The sequence below is a fragment of the Candidatus Pantoea floridensis genome (assembly GCF_900215435.1).
Lineage (GTDB): Bacteria > Pseudomonadota > Gammaproteobacteria > Enterobacterales > Enterobacteriaceae > Pantoea > Pantoea floridensis.
On sequence record NZ_OCMY01000001.1, the window covers coordinates 914,506 to 931,849 of the forward strand.

General features: G+C 55.5%; 19 protein-coding genes. 6 read left to right on the forward strand and 13 right to left on the reverse strand.

Annotated elements, in window-relative coordinates:
• Positions 1–114: 114 nt before the first annotated feature.
• From CRO19_RS04410 to CRO19_RS26060, 6 genes are all read right to left on the reverse strand, one after another.
• Positions 115–1,281, reverse strand: coding sequence for an N-acetylglucosamine-6-phosphate deacetylase (locus CRO19_RS04410; protein ID WP_097094770.1), 1,167 nt, complete (start codon positions 1,279–1,281; stop codon positions 115–117).
• A complete protein-coding gene (locus CRO19_RS04415) occupies positions 1,274–2,047 on the reverse strand; it encodes a 6-phosphogluconolactonase (RefSeq protein ID WP_097094771.1) in 774 nt (257 codons plus the stop codon). Before CRO19_RS04415 ends, CRO19_RS04410 begins: the two co-directional genes overlap by 8 nt.
• A 1-nt stretch (position 2,048) precedes the next feature.
• Positions 2,049–3,572: a sodium:solute symporter family protein gene (locus CRO19_RS04420; RefSeq protein ID WP_097094772.1), complete on the reverse strand. Its 1,524-nt coding sequence runs from the start codon at positions 3,570–3,572 to the stop codon at positions 2,049–2,051.
• 291 nt (positions 3,573–3,863) lie between these two features.
• Positions 3,864–4,166: a PsiF family protein gene (locus tag CRO19_RS04425; RefSeq protein ID WP_097097587.1), complete on the reverse strand. Its 303-nt coding sequence runs from the start codon at positions 4,164–4,166 to the stop codon at positions 3,864–3,866.
• A 102-nt stretch (positions 4,167–4,268) separates the two neighbouring features.
• On the reverse strand, positions 4,269–4,523 hold the full coding sequence (iraP, locus tag CRO19_RS04430; protein WP_097094773.1) for an anti-adapter protein IraP: 255 nt from the start codon (positions 4,521–4,523) through the stop codon (positions 4,269–4,271).
• Positions 4,524–4,730: 207 nt separating this feature from the next.
• A complete protein-coding gene (locus CRO19_RS26060; RefSeq protein WP_176519131.1) occupies positions 4,731–4,874 on the reverse strand; it encodes a hypothetical protein in 144 nt (47 codons plus the stop codon).
• Positions 4,875–5,127: 253 nt separating this feature from the next.
• Between CRO19_RS26060 and CRO19_RS04435 the strand changes: the two genes are divergently transcribed.
• The gene (locus CRO19_RS04435) at positions 5,128–8,208 is read left to right on the forward strand and encodes a beta-galactosidase (RefSeq protein WP_097094774.1); all 3,081 of its coding nucleotides are present in this window, start codon (positions 5,128–5,130) and stop codon (positions 8,206–8,208) included.
• Here CRO19_RS04435 and CRO19_RS04440 read toward each other — a convergent pair.
• Complete coding sequence (locus tag CRO19_RS04440; protein ID WP_097094775.1) at positions 8,147–9,451, reverse strand: multidrug efflux MFS transporter; 1,305 nt, start codon at positions 9,449–9,451, stop codon at positions 8,147–8,149. The two genes, CRO19_RS04435 and CRO19_RS04440, sit on opposite strands and share 62 nt — an antisense overlap.
• A 392-nt stretch (positions 9,452–9,843) precedes the next feature.
• On the opposite strand from CRO19_RS04440, the gene CRO19_RS04445 reads away from it, so the two are divergent.
• A complete protein-coding gene (locus tag CRO19_RS04445) occupies positions 9,844–10,095 on the forward strand; it encodes a biofilm development regulator YmgB/AriR family protein (RefSeq protein WP_097094776.1) in 252 nt (83 codons plus the stop codon).
• A gap of 12 nt (positions 10,096–10,107) precedes the next feature.
• Here the strand turns inward: CRO19_RS04445 and CRO19_RS04450 are convergent, their stop codons facing one another.
• From CRO19_RS04450 to CRO19_RS04460, 3 genes are all read right to left on the reverse strand, one after another.
• Complete coding sequence (locus CRO19_RS04450) at positions 10,108–10,425, reverse strand: hypothetical protein (protein WP_097094777.1); 318 nt, start codon at positions 10,423–10,425, stop codon at positions 10,108–10,110.
• Positions 10,426–10,597: 172 nt separating this feature from the next.
• Positions 10,598–10,897, reverse strand: a complete 300-nt coding sequence (locus tag CRO19_RS04455) for an I78 family peptidase inhibitor (RefSeq protein WP_097094778.1) — start codon at positions 10,895–10,897, stop codon at positions 10,598–10,600.
• A gap of 459 nt (positions 10,898–11,356) precedes the next feature.
• Positions 11,357–13,942, reverse strand: coding sequence for a bifunctional diguanylate cyclase/phosphodiesterase (locus tag CRO19_RS04460; RefSeq protein WP_097094779.1), 2,586 nt, complete (start codon positions 13,940–13,942; stop codon positions 11,357–11,359).
• A 217-nt stretch (positions 13,943–14,159) separates the two neighbouring features.
• Here CRO19_RS04460 and CRO19_RS04465 point away from each other — a divergent pair, with 217 nt between their 5' ends.
• Entirely contained in the window at positions 14,160–14,807 is a 648-nt protein-coding gene (locus tag CRO19_RS04465) for a CPBP family intramembrane glutamic endopeptidase (RefSeq protein WP_097094780.1), read from the forward strand.
• A gap of 36 nt (positions 14,808–14,843) precedes the next feature.
• Here the strand turns inward: CRO19_RS04465 and CRO19_RS04470 are convergent, their stop codons facing one another.
• The gene (locus tag CRO19_RS04470) at positions 14,844–15,575 is read right to left on the reverse strand and encodes an SDR family NAD(P)-dependent oxidoreductase (RefSeq protein ID WP_097094781.1); all 732 of its coding nucleotides are present in this window, start codon (positions 15,573–15,575) and stop codon (positions 14,844–14,846) included.
• 98 nt (positions 15,576–15,673) lie between these two features.
• On the opposite strand from CRO19_RS04470, the gene CRO19_RS04475 reads away from it, so the two are divergent.
• Positions 15,674–16,054 carry a winged helix-turn-helix transcriptional regulator gene (locus tag CRO19_RS04475; protein WP_097094782.1) on the forward strand — a complete coding sequence of 127 codons (381 nt, stop codon included), beginning with the start codon at positions 15,674–15,676 and terminating at the stop codon, positions 16,052–16,054.
• A 141-nt stretch (positions 16,055–16,195) separates the two neighbouring features.
• Here the strand turns inward: CRO19_RS04475 and CRO19_RS26065 are convergent, their stop codons facing one another.
• Entirely contained in the window at positions 16,196–16,363 is a 168-nt protein-coding gene (locus CRO19_RS26065; RefSeq protein ID WP_176519132.1) for a hypothetical protein, read from the reverse strand.
• A gap of 213 nt (positions 16,364–16,576) precedes the next feature.
• On the opposite strand from CRO19_RS26065, the gene CRO19_RS26070 reads away from it, so the two are divergent.
• Complete coding sequence (locus CRO19_RS26070) at positions 16,577–16,747, forward strand: hypothetical protein (protein ID WP_097094783.1); 171 nt, start codon at positions 16,577–16,579, stop codon at positions 16,745–16,747.
• A 111-nt stretch (positions 16,748–16,858) separates the two neighbouring features.
• Complete coding sequence (locus CRO19_RS04485; protein ID WP_064740385.1) at positions 16,859–17,092, forward strand: hypothetical protein; 234 nt, start codon at positions 16,859–16,861, stop codon at positions 17,090–17,092.
• Between the two features lie 114 nt (positions 17,093–17,206).
• Here the strand turns inward: CRO19_RS04485 and yniD are convergent, their stop codons facing one another.
• Positions 17,207–17,314 (reverse strand): small membrane protein YniD, encoded by a 108-nt coding sequence (gene yniD, locus CRO19_RS26225; protein ID WP_097094784.1) that lies wholly within the window; start codon positions 17,312–17,314, stop codon positions 17,207–17,209.
• Positions 17,315–17,344: the final 30 nt, after the last annotated feature.

Below are 17,344 nucleotides of genomic sequence, written 5' to 3' on the forward strand. Positions count from 1 at the left end.
AGACAACAAATCCCTACAAAGAGTAAGCCTGGCAAAACGTCGTGATTTGTCCGCAACAACAAAGCGCAGCGGTGGATAAGTGGTTGTTTAACTGAGAAAGATAATCTGCGGCTGTTACGTCGCAGCGTCATGACTCCACACCCGCGCGCCCTGTTTTACGCAGCCGCGTAGCGTCACGCTCCCGTCCGCCAACGGCGCCAGCAGCAGCACATCAGCGGGAGCGCCGCACGCTAAACCTTGCTGCTGTGGCAGATCAAGCTGGCGCGCCGGCCGCAGCGATGCCATCTCAATCGCCTGCGCCAGCGTGGCGAGCTTGTGGCGCAAGAGAACGTTTACGCCGTCCAATAGCCCGCGCGCTGAGCCCGCCAACAGCTGCGGGGCATCCGCCATGCTGAGACGTCCGCTGGCGCTAAGCTGCACGCGGCCACCAATAGCGGTGTGGTAGATGCCCGGCGGCTGTCCGGCAAACGAGGTCACATCACTCACCAGCAATGCCTGCTCCCCTTTCGCGCGCAGAAATACTTTTAGCACCTCTGGCGGCAGATGATCGCCATCGGCAATTAGCGTTGCCGTCAGCGCGTCTTCCGCCAATTGCTGCCAGATGTAATTCGGATGACGCGGCAGTTGCAGATGCGCACCATTGCCGAGATGCGTAGAAAGCGTGGCGCCGGCTTCCACCGCCGTATGAATCTGTTCCGACGTTGCCGCAGTATGGCCAATCGCGACGCGCACCTGCTGCGCCACACAATGCCGAATCAACGCCCCGCTTTGTGGCCACTCCGGCGATAGCGTCAGCATTCGGATACGCCGCTGTGCTGCGCGCTGCCAGCGGTCGAACAGGGCGATATCCGGTGCGCAGATCGCCTCACGCGGATGTGCACCGCGCGGACCATCCTCCAGGGATAAAAACGGTCCTTCCAGGTGGAAGCCCGGCACCGCGCGCGCCACGTCCGCGTAATGTTCACAGGCGCTGGCAAGACGCTGCATGGCCTGGTCGATCGCTTCTGGCATGGCGGTAATGACCGTCGGCAAATAGCTGGTCACGCCCTGCTGCCACAGCGCGCGTGTAGCATGCAGCACATCCAGTTCACTGAACGGAAAATGGTTGAAATCCACGCCCTGAAAACCGTTAACCTGCAGATCCACCAAACCCGGCGCGAGTATGACATCCTCCTCAACGTCACGCAGGGAACGAATCTTGATGATGCAACTGTGCTCAATCTCCAGCTCAATCGGTTGCAGCGTGCGGTAATCACGGCCGCGCAAAATGGAACTAGTCAAACGTCACCTCCGCGCAGGCTTCGCTATCGGTATACAGCGTGCAGTGCGGATGCTGGCGCAGCCGGGTTGCCGGACAAGCGGTGGAGAGTTCATCATTGAGCGTTGCGTTTACCGCCGCACGTTTGCTGGCCCCAGGCACCATGCAGAACAGGCGCGCCCCGCTCATCAGGGCCGGAATGGTCAGCGTCACCGCCTGTGTTGGCACCGCGTCCAGCGTCGCGAAGCAACCATCGTTGACCTGTTGCTGACGGCAGGCGGCATCCAGTTGCACCGCCTTGACGGTGAAAGGATCGTTGAAGTCAGCCACTGGCGGATCGTTAAAGGCTAAATGCCCGTTCTCGCCAATGCCGAGGCACACCACGTCAATCGGCGCAGCGTGGAGTTTTTGGCTGTAATCGGCGCAAATTGCCGCCGGTTCGCCCTCATAAGGGATCAGATGAACCTCACCCGGCCGCACCGCATCAAACAGGTGTTGGCATAGAAACTGACCAAAACGCTGCGGGGCCGCGCGATCGAGTCCAATGTACTCATCCATGTGGAAGGCGTGAATACGCGACCAGTCGATATCGTTCTCCGCAATCAGCGCAGCGAGAAACTCGTTTTGCGACGGCGCAGCAGCAAATACCATGCGCACTGCATCTTGTGTGCTCAACAGCTGACGCAAATGCGCCGCAACGTCATGTGCAGCCGCGACTCCCAGCGCAGCGCGGCTGGCGAAGCGTTTGACCCATAGGCGATCTCTTTTCCCCTGTTGTAATAGCGTCATGTTATCCCTCCTGAGAAATATTGGTTTTCTGCGGCCAGCGCTGATCGCCGGGCACATGCTGATCCTGATTCAGTGCGTTGAGCAACTGGTCCACTTCCGGACGTACCGGTGCGCGGCGCAGCCAGCCCATCACCACGAAAAGCACCAGCGATGACATCACCGGCGCAGCCACCACGGTGGCGGTGCTGACATCGGCAAAAACGAATTTCACGCAGAAAAAAGTCCCAACGCCGACCGCCCAACTCACCAGCGCGGCGGCACTGCCGCTGCGACGAAAAGCGGGTAGTAAACCGAGCAGCATCGGAATCGAAATCGGGCCGACCAGGCCGCCAAACCAAACGATCAGCAGCGACAGTACGCCGCCAAAGTGGCTGGCATTGATGGCAATCACCAGCGTGGTGATAATGAACAGAAAGGCGGTGAGTCGCGCTACCAGCAGCGAGCTGTTACCGCGCTGAAAGCGTTTTGGCAGCATGCCCGGTAGAATATCGCGCGTGACGACGGCGGTGATGGCGTTGGCGTCAGAGGAGGTCATCGATAGTGTATGAGTGAACATCGCCACCAGCACCAACCCCACCAGGCCATTCGGCAACAGCTCCATCGCCATCATCGAATAGGATCGCGACGGGTCGCTCAGACCGGGAAACAGCAGCGGCGCCGCCCACATTGGCCAGAACAGAATCAGCGGCCAGATGAGATAGAGTGCCGCGGAAAGCAGCGCCGCTTTGCGGGCATCGCGGCCAGCGGGTGCGGCAATAAATCGTTGAGCCAGGTTCCACGTCCCGCCGTTGTAACTCAGGGTATAAATCACAAAATAGGCGAGGATAAAGCCGAGCGAATACGGTTCCTGAATAATCTGTGTGTGCGTGGATGGCAGGCGTTGCCAGATGGTGAACAGCTCAGCAAAACCGCCCAGATGCATTGCCACCGCCAGCACCATCACTATGGCGGCAACAAACTGTACGACAAACTGACCGAAATCGTTGCAGGCATCGGCCCACAACCCGCCCATCACGGTATAAAACAAACTCAGCGCACCCGATACGCAGATGCCCACCAGCGGATCGAGTCCGGTGAAAACGTTAATGATTACCGCAATTGCCGCCCACTTTGCTCCCACATCAAAGGTTTTCAGCAGCACCCCACTCCACGCCAATATCATTTGCGTCGGCAGGTTATAGCGCGTGGCGAGATACTCCATCGGTGATTCGATGTTCATATAAATGCGCAGTCGCGCCCAGCGCGGCGCAAACAGACGCGATCCCAACAGCACGGCAATCGCAATGGGAAAGGCCCACCAAAAGTAGATGGTGATGCCCATGTTGTAAGCCACCGCAGCGTAGGCCACGAACACCGCGGCGCTGTAACCCGACATGTGGTGCGATACGCCAGACAGCCACCACGGCATTTTGCCACCCGCAGCAAAGAAATCGCGCGTGCTGCCCACCTTGCGCATCGCCCACAGGGTTATCGCTACAATCATCAGCGCGTATAGCGCCATCACTGCATAATCAAGCACATTCATAGCAGACTCCACAGGTAAAGGCTGCCCAACGAACGGTCTGGCTTCGCGGGGATTAAAAAGATTCGAATTAATTAGTCACTAATTAGGACTAATGCATCCTGCCAGTGTTGTTGGCCTTATTTTGTGATGTGCATCCTGGTATGAGTTTTTCCTCTGACGTGATAAGAGAAGTTGAATATTTCGATGAGCGCATTATCAAGATAAAAAAAGGGTTCATGTTTACCATGAACCCTTCTTATCTCTACTTTGCCATTAATTACACGCGACGAGTAGGTTCGCGGGGGAATTAAATCAGCTCTTCTTTAAACAGGAACTCATAAAGGTTTTACGTGCGTCGCCGGTGAGTTTTTTATCGCCCGCGTCGGCATTACAGGTTTTCATCTTCATTTGTTGGGGTGACATGCTGCCCATTTTGCTGTCTTTTTTCAGACAGTCACTCATAAAGCTTTTACGCGCATCACCTTTCAAATTCTGCGAACCTGCATGCTGATTACACATGGTCATTTTTTCCTGCTGTGCGGTTTTTTCGGCCGCACTCGCACCGCCTGCCAACAGCAAGCCTGCTGCCATTATTGCCAAAAGACACGATTTCATTACCGGATTCTCCATAGCATTATTGCCTGTTAAGCATGGCACGGAATAAGCAAATGCGAGAAATCAATAATGGAAATCGCCTGCAAAAACAGGCGAAGCAGGTTAAACGCGGGGATGATCCAGCAGTTTTTCAACGTAATTGCGCAGCAGGGTGGTATCAGGCGTTTCAGCAGCGGGGGCAACGGGCGGCATGGCTAATTTAATACCCGCCGCAATGTCATGGAACTGTTGTGGATCCAGTTTGCGCAGCATCGCCGTTAACACGATTTCTAACGCCTCAACCTGAACCACTAATTCTTTAGACTCTTCTTCTTTTTCAGCCAGCTTTAGAAGGAGTTCCGCAATCAGGTTTTTCATGCGACAAGCTCATTGAGAGAAGAAAAAAAGACGTTAGCACTGAGCAGATTAAAACAACAAGAAATTTTCAGTATTTTTGAGAAAAAAAAGACGCGCTGCGACGCGAAAAAAGAAATGTATTTCAATATCTAACGGCGAAACGTTTCACTGACGTGAAGCCTATTTATTGAAACGTTTCGCTTAAAAGTTAAATAATACTAAGACGCATTAATGAGGCCCGACAAATCCGCGTCCCGGTCCGCCGCCATGGCCATGACCGCCACCCCAACCGCCGCCCGGCGGTGGGAAAATACAGCCGCTCAACGCGGTAACCAATGCCACAACTGCGGCGAGTTTAATCATACGAACCATAATTACCTCAGAATGGTGAAATCGGGCTGAGTGTATGAGGCCGCATCGGGCGCGACAATACAGAATTCTCCGCAACCCCGCGCTATTCATCTCTGCTCACCACGCTTAACAATTTACTGGCACTACCCCGGCAAAAACATCACACAGCTGGCATGCAAGTCAGCCGATGGCTCTCGCAAAATCACTGTCGTTCACTTTACAGCTGACGCAAATTCACGCAATGTGAGCGCATTACAATAAATGAGATCTTATCATGAAGTTATCTGCTGTTTCCCTCAGTGAAATTCTGGCGCGCCGGGATTGGGAAAATCCGGTGATCACCAGCCTTAACCGGCTGGATGCGCATCCACCGTTTGCCAGCTGGCGCGATGAATTGGATGCGCGCGACGATCGCCCATCGCCCTCGCGCATGTCGCTTAACGGTCAATGGACCTTCAGCTACTTCACCCAGCCTGAAGCGGTGCCGCAAAGCTGGCTGCAGCAGGATCAGCCTGATGCACGCGCCCTGCCCGTACCCGCTAACTGGCAGTTGCATGGTTTCGATACCCCGATTTATACCAACGTACAATATCCGATTGCGGTGACGCCACCATATGTACCGCAGGAAAACCCCACAGGATGTTATTCGCTCACATTTAATCTGGATAATGGCTGGCTGCAACAGGGTCAAACGCGCATTATTTTTGATGGCGTCAACTCGGCATTTTTCCTGTGGTGTAACGGCCACTGGATCGGTTATTCGCAAGACAGCCGCCTGCCCGCTGAATTTGATCTCAGCGCAGCGTTACAGCCGGGCCAAAACCGCTTAGCCGTGATGGTGCTGCGCTGGAGCGATGGCAGCTACCTGGAAGATCAGGATATGTGGCGTATGAGCGGCATCTTCCGGGACGTCACGCTGCTGCATAAACCAGCAACGCAGCTGGCAGACGTGCAAATTGAAACCGCGCTCAGCCCGGAATACCTGCGCGGCGATCTGCGCGTTAGCGTCAAAATCGATGCGGGCACTCGCCAGCTTGCGCAGTGCCGTTTGCGCGTCAGTTTGTGGCGCGGCGAAAGCTGTATTGTGGAGCAAGAACAAGCCCCCGGCAGCGCTATCATCGACGAGCGCGGTCACTATCCAGAGCGCGCGTTGCTGATCTTGCCGGTTCACCAACCGCTGCTGTGGAGTGCCGAAACGCCGCATCTCTATCGCGCCGTGGTTAGCCTGCTGGATGAAAATGGCATGCTGCTGGAGGCCGAAGCCTATGACGTTGGCTTCCGCCGCGTCAGCATTGAGAACGGCCAACTGTGCCTGAACGGCAAGCCGCTGCTGATCCGCGGCGTTAACCGCCACGAGCACCATCCGGAAAACGGCCAGGTGGTGGATGAAGCCAGCATGCGCCGCGACATCGAATTGATGAAGCGCCATAACTTCAACGCCGTACGTTGCGCGCACTACCCCAATCATCCGTTGTGGTATCGGCTATGCGATGAGTACGGTTTGTACGTGGTGGATGAAGCCAACATTGAAACCCACGGCATGCAGCCAATGAATCGGCTCTCCAGCGATCCGCGTTGGTTTGCCGCGTACAGCGAACGTGTGACGCGCATGGTGCAGCGCGACCGCAATCATGCCTGCATTATTATCTGGTCGCTGGGGAATGAATCCGGCCACGGCAGCACGCACGATGCGCTCTATCAATGGGTGAAAAGCAGCGATCCCACCCGTCCGGTACAGTACGAAGGTGGCGGCGCAAACACGGCCGCCACTGATATCGTCTGCCCCATGTATGCACGCGTCGATCAGGATCAGCCCTTCCCCGCCGTACCAAAATGGTCGCTGAAGAAGTGGATTGGCCTGCCTGGCGAAACGCGCCCGCTGATCCTGTGTGAATATGCGCATGCGATGGGCAATAGCTTCGGCGGCTTCGAAAAGTATTGGCAAGCCTTCCGGCAGTTCCCGCGCTTGCAGGGCGGCTTCGTCTGGGATTGGGTGGACCAAAGCCTGACGCGCTATGACGATAACGGCGCGGCATGGCAAGCCTACGGCGGCGATTTTGGCGATACGCCCAACGATCGTCAGTTCTGTATGAACGGCTTAGTTTTTGCCGATCGCTCGCCGCATCCGGCGCTGTTTGAGGCGCAGCGAGCGCAGCAATTCTTCCAGTTCCAGCCAGATGCTACCAATGCGTATCGCTTTACCGTCAGCAGCGAATATCTGTTCCGCCGCAGCGATAACGAGCTCCTGCGCTGGTCGATTGAGCAGGACGGCATCGCCCTGGCCAGCGGTGAATGGCCGCTCGATCTCGCGGCACAAGGTCACCAGTCGTTTACGCTGCCAGTCAGTGAGAATCTGCAGGGCAATGCCTGGCTCAACGTGGCGGTTTATCAACGCAACGCCACCCCGTGGTCCGAAGCGGATGCCCGCGTCGCCTGGGATCAGTGGCCGCTGCCTGCGGCACTGCCTGCGCGCGCGCCAACGCTCAGTGCCACCGCGCCTGAGCTTATCGCCAATCATGAGCTGGTGGCGGTGGTGTTGCCGCAGCAGTGCTGGCACTTCTCACGCCGCAGCGGCGAGCTGCTGCAATGGTGGGTAGATGATGAAGAAACGCTTCTGACGCCGCTGCAGGAGTGCTTTATTCGTGCGCCGATTGATAACGATATCGGCACCAGCGAAGCCGCTAACATTGACCCCAACGCGTGGGTCGAGCGCTGGAAACGAGCGGGCTACGATGCGCTAGAAGCGGTGCTGGTGGATATGCAGGTCGATAGCCTGAAACATAGCGTGCTGATTGAAACCTGGCATCAGTGGCTGGCTCACGGAGAAGTGGTTTTCACCAGTCACAAACGCTATCAAATTGGTGGCAATGGTGAGTTGTCGATAAGCGTGCAGGTGGAACAGGCGCCGGGCTTACCGCCTCCGGCGCGCATCGGCCTGCGCTGCCAGCTGATACAAGCACCACAGCAGGTGAATTGGCTCGGTCTGGGACCACACGAAAACTATCCGGACCGCCAGCTGTCAGCGCAGTTTTCCCGCTGGCAGCTTCCGCTGGCGGCGCTCAGCACCGCGTATGTGTTTCCAGGGGAAAATGGCTTGCGCTGTGGCACGCGTCATTTAATGTGCAATGGGTTACAGGTCAGCGGTGATTTCGCTTTCTCGCTCAGTCGTTACAGCCTTGAACAGCTGCGCGCAACCTCACATCGCCACTTATTACAGGAAGAGGATGGCTGCTGGCTGCATCTCGATGGCTTCCATATGGGCGTCGGCGGTGATGATTCCTGGAGTCCGAGCGTTAGCCCGGAGTTTTTGCTTTCTCAGCAGCGCTGGTACTACGCGTTGACGCTGCGTCAGTAGGTTTTTCCTCTGTATCACGCTGGCTCAACGGTGGAGTCAGCGTGGTTTTCGGGCGGCGATAAAAACGACGCAGCAACACCACGTTGGCGAATACCACCATCGCCGTAGCGAAGAAGACCCAGCGATAGCCGGTGGCTGCCGAAACTGCAGCCCCCAGCAGCGGCCCCGCCACATTCCCCAGATACATAAACGATTGGTTATAGCCGAAGATGCGGCCCGTGACGTTATCGCGTGAATGGCGTACCAGCAACGTTTGCACTGCTGGCATCATGGCGCCATCGGCGAATCCCAGCAAGAAGCGCAGCACACCAAGCTGAGTGGCGCTGGTGACAAATGACATCGCCACCAGCAGCAGCAGCGAGGCGATCATGGTGGCGATGAGAATGCGCTGCGTGCCAATACGGTCGCCCAATTTACCGAGCCGCGGGGCTGAGATCAGCGCTGAGAAGCCCGGTAGCGCAGCAATCACGCCGCTGAGAAAGGCGATGTTCTGCGCATTCGGTGCCAGTTCGCGCACAAACAGCGTCAGGATTGGATTTACCGAGCCGTTGCACATCTGGATCACCATGGTGGTGATAAATAAGCACAGCATCAAACGCGGGTTATCAAGACTGCGAAACACCTCACGTCCACTTAATTTGTCTTTCTTGCTGACCGGGGTATAACCGGTCTCTTTAATCAGGAACAGCGTCACCAGGAAGCTCACCATCAGCAATACCGCAGTGACAATAAACACCATGCGTAATCCGAGCCAGTCCGCCAACAGGCCGCCAATCATCGGCCCAAGGATCACCCCGCTAATCTGACCGGTAGAGACACAGCTCAGCGCCCAGCCGCTGCGTTCACGCGGCACCTGCGCCGCCACCAGCGCCATCGCATTTGGAATATAGCCGGAGGTCAGCCCCATGAGTGCGCGCAGCAGCAGCAACTGCCACGCCTGAGTGACAAACGCCTGCATTAAGATCACTGCGCCCATGCCAAACGAGGCGCGCAGCAGCATCTGCTTGCGCCCTTTACGGTCTGCCAGGCTGCCCCACAACGGCGCAACGGCCGCAGACACAATGAAGGTGACGCTAAAGGTGAGCCCTGACCAAACGCTAAGCGCATTACCGCCATGAATCCCGAGTTCTTCAACATACAGCGGGAGGAAGGGAATGATCTGACTGATGGCAAGACCGGTAAAAAAACAGCCAAACCAGACCGATATCAGATTAACTTTCCAGGACTCGATGGAGCGTAACATGGGCGTGAGCGTCAGAAGAATGAAACGAGGGTTCAGTCTAACAATCCCGTAACATTACTGGACGGCAAAACATGGCATCGGGGTAAAAACGCAGTTTTACGCTGTAGAGCGTGATTCTGCTCACAGCAAATCATGCAAGAGAGCGTTTTTTTAGTGGCTTTATGTGCTGAAACCTCTTTCCCCGCAAGATAAGCGCATCCTGATGACCGGCAAACGTGAAAAAATATGTCTACTCGTTACTGACAATCGTCTTCACCGCATCTATGTTTAAAAAACAACCAGCCATCGCTGGCGACGTACTGCCCGTTCTGGACAGTCCGCATGCTTAAACCTTATTTCCCCATGCTGCTACTCTCAGGCGGCGGGCATCGTTGTCTCTGCGGAGGTCAGCCATGAGAACCCAACCAAACAGCGCCAGTCGGGCGATTACCGACTACTTCAACAGTCCGGCCTGGCATGCGCCTCATGAGAGCGATTTGCTGGCGGCAATTATGCGCGAAATGATGGATGAAGGGCAGCCAGCGACCAGCAAAGCCATTATTGCGCGCGTAATCGATAAGCTGGAATTTGCCGGGGATGAGCAGCAGCTGCAAAGCTATCGTGCGCTGCTGGCAAAACTGCTGGAATCAGGGCCGCAGAAGTAGCAGCCCGAAGGATTATTTCACCGCGCGCAGCTGGTCGGCTTCGCTGACAAACGCCTTACCGCTTTGACGCTGATACAGGCATAGCTCGCGCCCGACCTGGTTCTTCATGTGCTTCTGCGGATAGCGGCCTTCCAGCAGCAGCGCATCAATACCGATGCGGTCGTCATACTGGATCGGCTTGCCGACCACTTTCACGCTCTTCAGACCGCTGGCCTTAAGACAGCTTTGTAGTCTGTTATTGTCGTTCTGCTGCCAGGCCGCTTCGCTTGATGCCTGCGCCAGCGGGCTTACCAGCAGGGCTAACAACAGTAATTTTTTGGTATGTCTCATCATCACTCCTCAATTGGCGGCATTACGCCAACCGATAAAAAAATTCCCGCCGAAGCGGGAAGAAATAAGACGAGCATTGCATATTCGAGAGTGACGAGGAAATCTCCGTAGTGCGCAGCTATCCTCGCCCGGCGCTGTGACAGCCGGATGACAATGCAATGTCGGTTTAGTGTTATCCGCAGTAAACCCGTGAAATCTTACCGCTCTGATCCGCCGCGAAATTCACCCGACGCAGATTGAAATCCATCGTTACCGCTGAATTCCAGGGAATCGCGCGTACCGGAACGGCAAAGCGCTTGTTGTCGAGGGTCGATAACGGTTGACCAACATAGTTCTGATATTGCGATGCGCCACACTGATCGGTTTCCGGATCGTGGCTGGCCGCCGCACTGGTGTCAGGTTTGCTGGCAGACTGGCAGGCGGTCAGGGCAAACAAGGCCGTAACCAGCAGCGCTTTTCCATAATGGGTCACAAGTTTCTCCTCCTGGATAAATAGACAACCGGTGGGTGAGAGTAACAAAGCACGACCGTGAAGCGAAAATTTTTACAGCAGATAGTGGGTCTGGATCGGCTTTAAAGCGCGATCTTGTTCTCAATTTTTAAGATTAATCGCACGCACTGTCTAAAAAACAATCCTTCAGCCACTAAAATTACCTAAGACAATTCTTAGAGGAGGTCATTATGGAACTGGTGATTTTTGTTGGCTTCGCCGCATTGATGACGTTTGTAGCGATTAGAGTGCGTTGAGTCACTGCATGTGGTTGGTCGCCATGAATGGCGTAATGCCGCTCACTTAAGCAAAAAAATGCCTGTTTATGCAGGTGCGCATGAATGCGCACCCTACGAAAACCCGGCGATATCCACGTAGGGTCACCATTCATGGTGACCGATGCATGCTTAACTGACGAGCATTACGCCATGAATGGCGACCCTACGATGCAACTTCCTCCTGTAACCGGGCATTAAACGCCGCTAACGGCATCGGACGCCCCAGGAAATATCCCTGTCCCTCCTCGCAAGAAAGTGCTTTTAGCGCATTTAACTGCGCTTCGGTTTCGATCCCTTCTGCGGTGATGGTGAGCGCAAACGCGCGTGCCAGCCCCACAATACCGGCCACCACCGATTGTGCCTGCTGCGACTCTGGGAACTCTTTCATCCACGAACGATCAATCTTTAAGCCATTGAACGGGAAGGCTTTCAGATAACCGAGCGCCGCATAGCCGGTACCAAAATCATCCACGGTTAAACGCACGCCAAGCGCGCGCAGACCTTGCATGATCTCCAGCGCGCGATCCGGGTTTTCGAAAGTGACGTTTTCGGTAATTTCCAGCTCCAGCCGCGTCGCGGGTAATCCGCTGATGTCCAGCGCATGCGCGACGCGCTTGACCAAATCACTATTACGGAACTCCACCGGCGAAATATTCACCGAAACATAGCGATGTTCGCCCCAGTGACTGGCATCGAGACAGGCACGCATTAGCACCCAGTCGCTGATGGCGGTGATTAACCCTTTCTCTTCCGCCAGAGGAATAAAGCGGTCTGGTGTGATCCATTGTCCCTCCGCGACCTGCCAGCGTATCAGCGCTTCAGCCCCCGCCAGCTGCCCGCTTTGCAGCTGATAACGCGGCTGATAGTGCAGCGTAAACGCGTTTGACTGCAGCGCCTGTTCAATCGCCTGCACCATCTCGCGTTTTGACTGCAGGTGATTCGCCATATCGCTGGAGTACCACATCCATTGATCGCGACCGGCGCTGCGGGCCTGGCTCAATGCAATATCCGCGAGCCGCAGCAGCGCTTCCGGCTGTGCCGCATCCTGTGGCGCAGAAACAATGCCCATACTGGCGGTCAAACTGATCTGATGCGAGCCGCTGAAAATCGGTTGATGAACGATGTGTTGCAGTGCCCGACAGCGATACTCCACCCCCGCACGACTGTTTTCACGCAGCAGCAGAATAAAAGCATCGCCGCCAAGACGCGCCGCCAGCTCATTGGGTGCCAGCAGGCTTTTTAAGCGCTGTGAAACCTCATTCAGCACCTCATCCCCCACCGCGTGGCCCCAGGTATCGTTGATGGGCTTGAACTGGTCGATATCAAAACTGATGATGAACAGCGGATCTTCTTCACTGACGCGCTCCAGATACGCGGTTAAATACTCCTGCAGCTGGACGCGGTTGGCCAATCCCGTCAGCATGTCGTGGCGTGACAAAAACTGAATGCGCGCTTCTGCATCCACTTCATGGGTGATATCTGACACCGTGCCACGAAACCCCGTGCGCAGGCCGCTGCGGCGAATAGCCTTCGCCATCAGCTGTCCAATACGTCGCTCGCCGCTGGCTGACATAAACTGGCAGCGCAGCGGCACATGCTGCACCTCTTCTCCCTGACGCATCAGCCAGGAGACCAGCGAATGGCTAGGATGACTGAGGAGCTGGTCGAGCGGGCGCCCCATCCAGCTTTTCACTTCATGGCCGGTTACCACGGCAAAACGCGACGAGAGATAGCAGAGACACCCGCGATCGTCGATTTCCCAAATCCAGTCCGACGCGGCTTCCGCCAGATCGCGAAAGCGTTCTTCGCTGTCAGCCAATTCGCGCTGGCTGATGGCCAGCAATGCAAAGCGCCGATCGGAGATGACGGCATTGTGCAAAGCATGGCGCAGCACCCGACGCGTAACCAGCGTCACGGCCAGTGCCGTGAACAGCAGCAGCGGCATCATCAGCCAGATCACCCCAAAGCCCGGATCTTTCGGCTGCCAGCGAATCACCATCGCTTCACCCTGCAACACCGGCTCTACCAGCCGCGGCTCATACCGCGCATCGGCTACATCCGCAGCAATACGCGGCGCAATCACATTTAGCGATTTACCCAGCGCCTGCAGTTTATCCGGGGTAAACACATTGATGAACACCATCACCGAAGCGGGACCGGGAAGGCTTGGTAAATCGGGGACTTTTCCCGGCGTAATGGGGGCGGCCACCATAATCGCCGGGTTGTTATCTATGATAACGTTGCGCGCCACTCCGTCACGCAGGGTGCGCGCCGAGTTCAATAACAGCGCGCTTTGCGCACCTAACCAACTCTCAAGTGACACATCGGATAATTTGCCGCGAACCACCGCATAACGGGTTTTACCGGCACCATCGACAACAAAGACACCGTCGTAGTGATACTCCTTGTAAAGCCCCGCGCCAAAGTTCTCTTCATCCCAGGCCCAGACTTTGTTTACCGTGAGATGCAGGTTTTTCCAGCCTTCGCCCCAGTTGGCGTAATCTCGCGCATCAACAATCATCTCCTGCTGCTGTTGCTGCCACGCCTGACGCATCAAATTGACGTCCTGGCGGATCGCGTCGCGGTTTTGTCGATGGGCGATAACCAGCACCATTACAACAGAGAGAAGCAGTACGCCAAACAGCAGCGAGGATAAGGTGCGAAGACTGCGCCGCGTCACCCGAACCGTATGTGCCTCCATATTGGCCCTGGCGGTTAACGCCGGGTGCCGGTGATACTCAGAATTCATGCGCATTGCTCGTAAAATGCAGGCGGCGAAAAGAGGCGGATGAGGGGCAACAACCGCCCCTCTCCACCCTGTAAGGTTTGATCGGTTATCGGCGCTGGCCGTCGCAGATTTAGCCTTGGCGGTGGAATATTTGAACAGCGCAAATGTGCAGCACACCACCTCGACAGCGATCACCGCCGTTGCTACTATGCGCTCTCCTCTGTCCGCTGAGTCGCCTATGGATACGCAATCCGACAAAGTTACGTTAACGCTCTTCTACGTTGGTAGCTTTGTGGTCTATTACCTTGTGACCATGCTTGTTACGCTGTTTCCCAACTATGGGGTGCTGCGTAACGATGGCTTGCTGATGCCGGTACTTTGCTTATTCGAATTCGCCGTGATTTACCCGCTCTACCGCTTTTATTGCCAGCGTCGTAGCGATATTCCGCTTGGCTATGTGCGTCCGCTGCAGGCGCTGCTGTTTATTGGCCTGCTGTTTGCGTTGATGGTGGCACAAACCCAGTTTTTGCAGCCGGAAGGTTGGTTGATTGCGCAATCCCAGCAGGGACGCAGCTCCATGCTAATTCTGTTGCTGACGGCGGTGCTGCTGGCACCGGTGTTTGAAGAAGTGCTGTTTCGCGGATTCTTACTGCAAGGTTTTCTACTGTGGGCGCCAAAAAGCCGTTTTGCCTGCATGCTGCTGACATCCCTGCTGTTCGCCGCCATGCATACCCAATATGTGCACTGGGAAACGCTGGTCGCCTTAACGCTGTTTTCGCTGCTATTATGCTATGCGCGCCTGCGCAGCAATAGCCTCGCGCTCCCGATTTTCCTGCATACGCTGAATAACCTGATTGCCATCCTGCCCGCCTGGTATTTCGCCTGAAAACAGCCATCATACGATGGCCGTAAACCTAGCGCCTTACACCTGCGTTAAACCGCCATCCACACAGATCTCTGCCCCGGCAATATAGCTGCTCTCGTCACTGGCGAGGAACAGTACCGCGTTAGCGACCTCTTCTGGCTTGCCCATGCGGCTCAGCGGAATGGTGCTGGTGATGCCCGTGCGCACCTCTTCAGAAGCCGCCTGCATCATATCGGTATCAATGGGCCCAGGCGCCACCACATTAATCCGGATGCCACGCGCGGAGAGTTCACGCGTCCAGGTGCGCGCAAAGGAGCGCAGCGCCGCTTTACTGGCGCTGTAAACGCCGTAACCCTGCGTACCAATGACATCGGCGATCGAACCAATCAGCACCACGCTGGCGCCAGGTTTCAGCAGCGGTAGCGCTGCCTGCAAAGCAAAGACCGGCGAGCGCACATTGAGGCCGAAGATCTGATTGAAATGCTCTGCGCCGATCTCATCAATGGTGGCGTATTCGGCCATGCCCGCGTTAATCACTAGCACATCCAGCTGCCCGGCTTCGGTCTTGATCGTCTCCATAATGCGGGTGAGTTCGCTTTGCTGGCTCACATCGGCACGCAACGGGTGTGCATTACCGGTAATGGTGCTGCCGGCCGCCTGTAACTCTTCATCACGACGCGAGGTATACCAGGTTGTCGCACCTTCGCTGGCAAAACGCTGGCTGATTGCCAGCCCAATCCCTTTTGCGCCGCCCAGGACGACGGCCACTTTTTTTTCCAGTCTGCTCATTTGCTTTCTCCGGTTGGGTAGAAAGCTGATGGTATATATTTTATACTTGATATCAATTACGCACTTTGTTTATACCAGATATCCCGGAGTATATCGCCATGGCAGAAATCAACGGTAACAGCTTGAGAGAGGTAGGAAAAACGCGTCCAATCCTGGAGCACATCACCAATAAATGGTCGATTTTAATTCTCACTGTGCTCTGCACTCAGCCTGCGCGGTTTAATGAAATTCGCCGGCGACTGGATGGCATTACTCATAAAGCGTTGGCGGATGCGTTAAAGCGTCTGGAGCGCAATGGGTTAGTGAATCGTGAGGTGCTGAACACGGCACCTATCGGGGTGGAATACAGCCTGACGCCGCTGGCGCAGACGCTACAGCAGCCGTTTATCGCGCTGTACGATTGGGCATTGGAGCATGGCCCTGCGCTGGAACGCGCGCAGGCAGAGTATGATCGCACTCATGCAGAAGCGCTGTTGTAGGGCCGTCATGCATGGCGTAATGCTCGTCAGTTAAACGTAGGGTTTTCGTAGGGTGCGCATTCATGCGCACCTGCATAACGCGGTTTTTATGGCTCAAATGAGCGGCATTACGCCATTCATGGCGATCGCTGACCAGAAAAACTACGCTTTTTCCGCTTCGAAATGGTTTTTGAACTGCTCGTAAATGGAGATCATATTTGACGCATCGCCGTGCAGCGGGCTCAGTTTTCCCGCGCGGACCAGTTCAATCACCAGCTGCAGAGCGGCTTGTTTAGGGCTGCTGGCCGGATGGGCAATTTCGTTAGACATGGTTTACTCACTCATCATTATTGTCAGGGCCGCACAGTTTAGCCCAGATTACGCTGCTGATGCGCGCCACGATGGGTATAATCTTGCCGACCGAACAAGAAAGCCGCTCAGGGTGATAATTGACTCCCGACGCGTTTAGCTATACTGGATCAAAAAAGGGAACGACCAGCCACACATTCCGTACCAGCGAGAAGGTGTTAAAGGAGTCTGAGTATGCTGATTGGTTTTGTTTTGTTAGTGAGCGCGTGTGGGCACGATGCCTGCGATGCGTTGCCGGTATCGGAGCGGATTTACCCAACCAAAATGGCCTGTGAGCAAATGGCCGATCGCATCCATAAAGTTCGGCCTAACGTGGTCTTACTTTGTGGCGAAGTGCACCGTTAATTCGGTGCCATTTTTATTACAGTTGCGCAAAAAACAGCCAGACGGCATTGCAAGAATGGGTTGTAGCGTTCAAAATATAAGCTGCTTTTCACTATCACCGTTGTGAATCCAATGAAAACATCTCGCCCCCGTCGTCCAAACGGACGCTGGGTTTATTACATTTTGTATGATGGCATTCTCTGGCCCTGCCCCGTGCGTTGGGAATGGGAGAGCGGCTTCGGCGGCTGGCTGCCGTTTTACTTCTCGCCAACTTTTGAGTTTGTGGCGGGCGATCCACGCAAGGCTTATCGCATTGCGCGCAGCAGCGTGCGTAACGTACGCCAGACAGACGGCGAGTACGCCTGATTGATTAGCTAATCTGCCACGGGAACCACGACGCCGTGAGCAGATAGTGCAGCAGCTCCAGCACTAAAATCACCATCACCAGCACGCCGAGCTTGTGGCTGCAAATCCAGTCTTTCAGCCCCATAACATGGCCGCCCAGCGAATCAGCATCAACGCGCCACAGATGCATAACAGCACCACTATCATTTTCCAATGTTTGGTTGCAGCCAGTTTTTTTGCCACGCACCCTCCAGATGACAGAAAGCAACAATG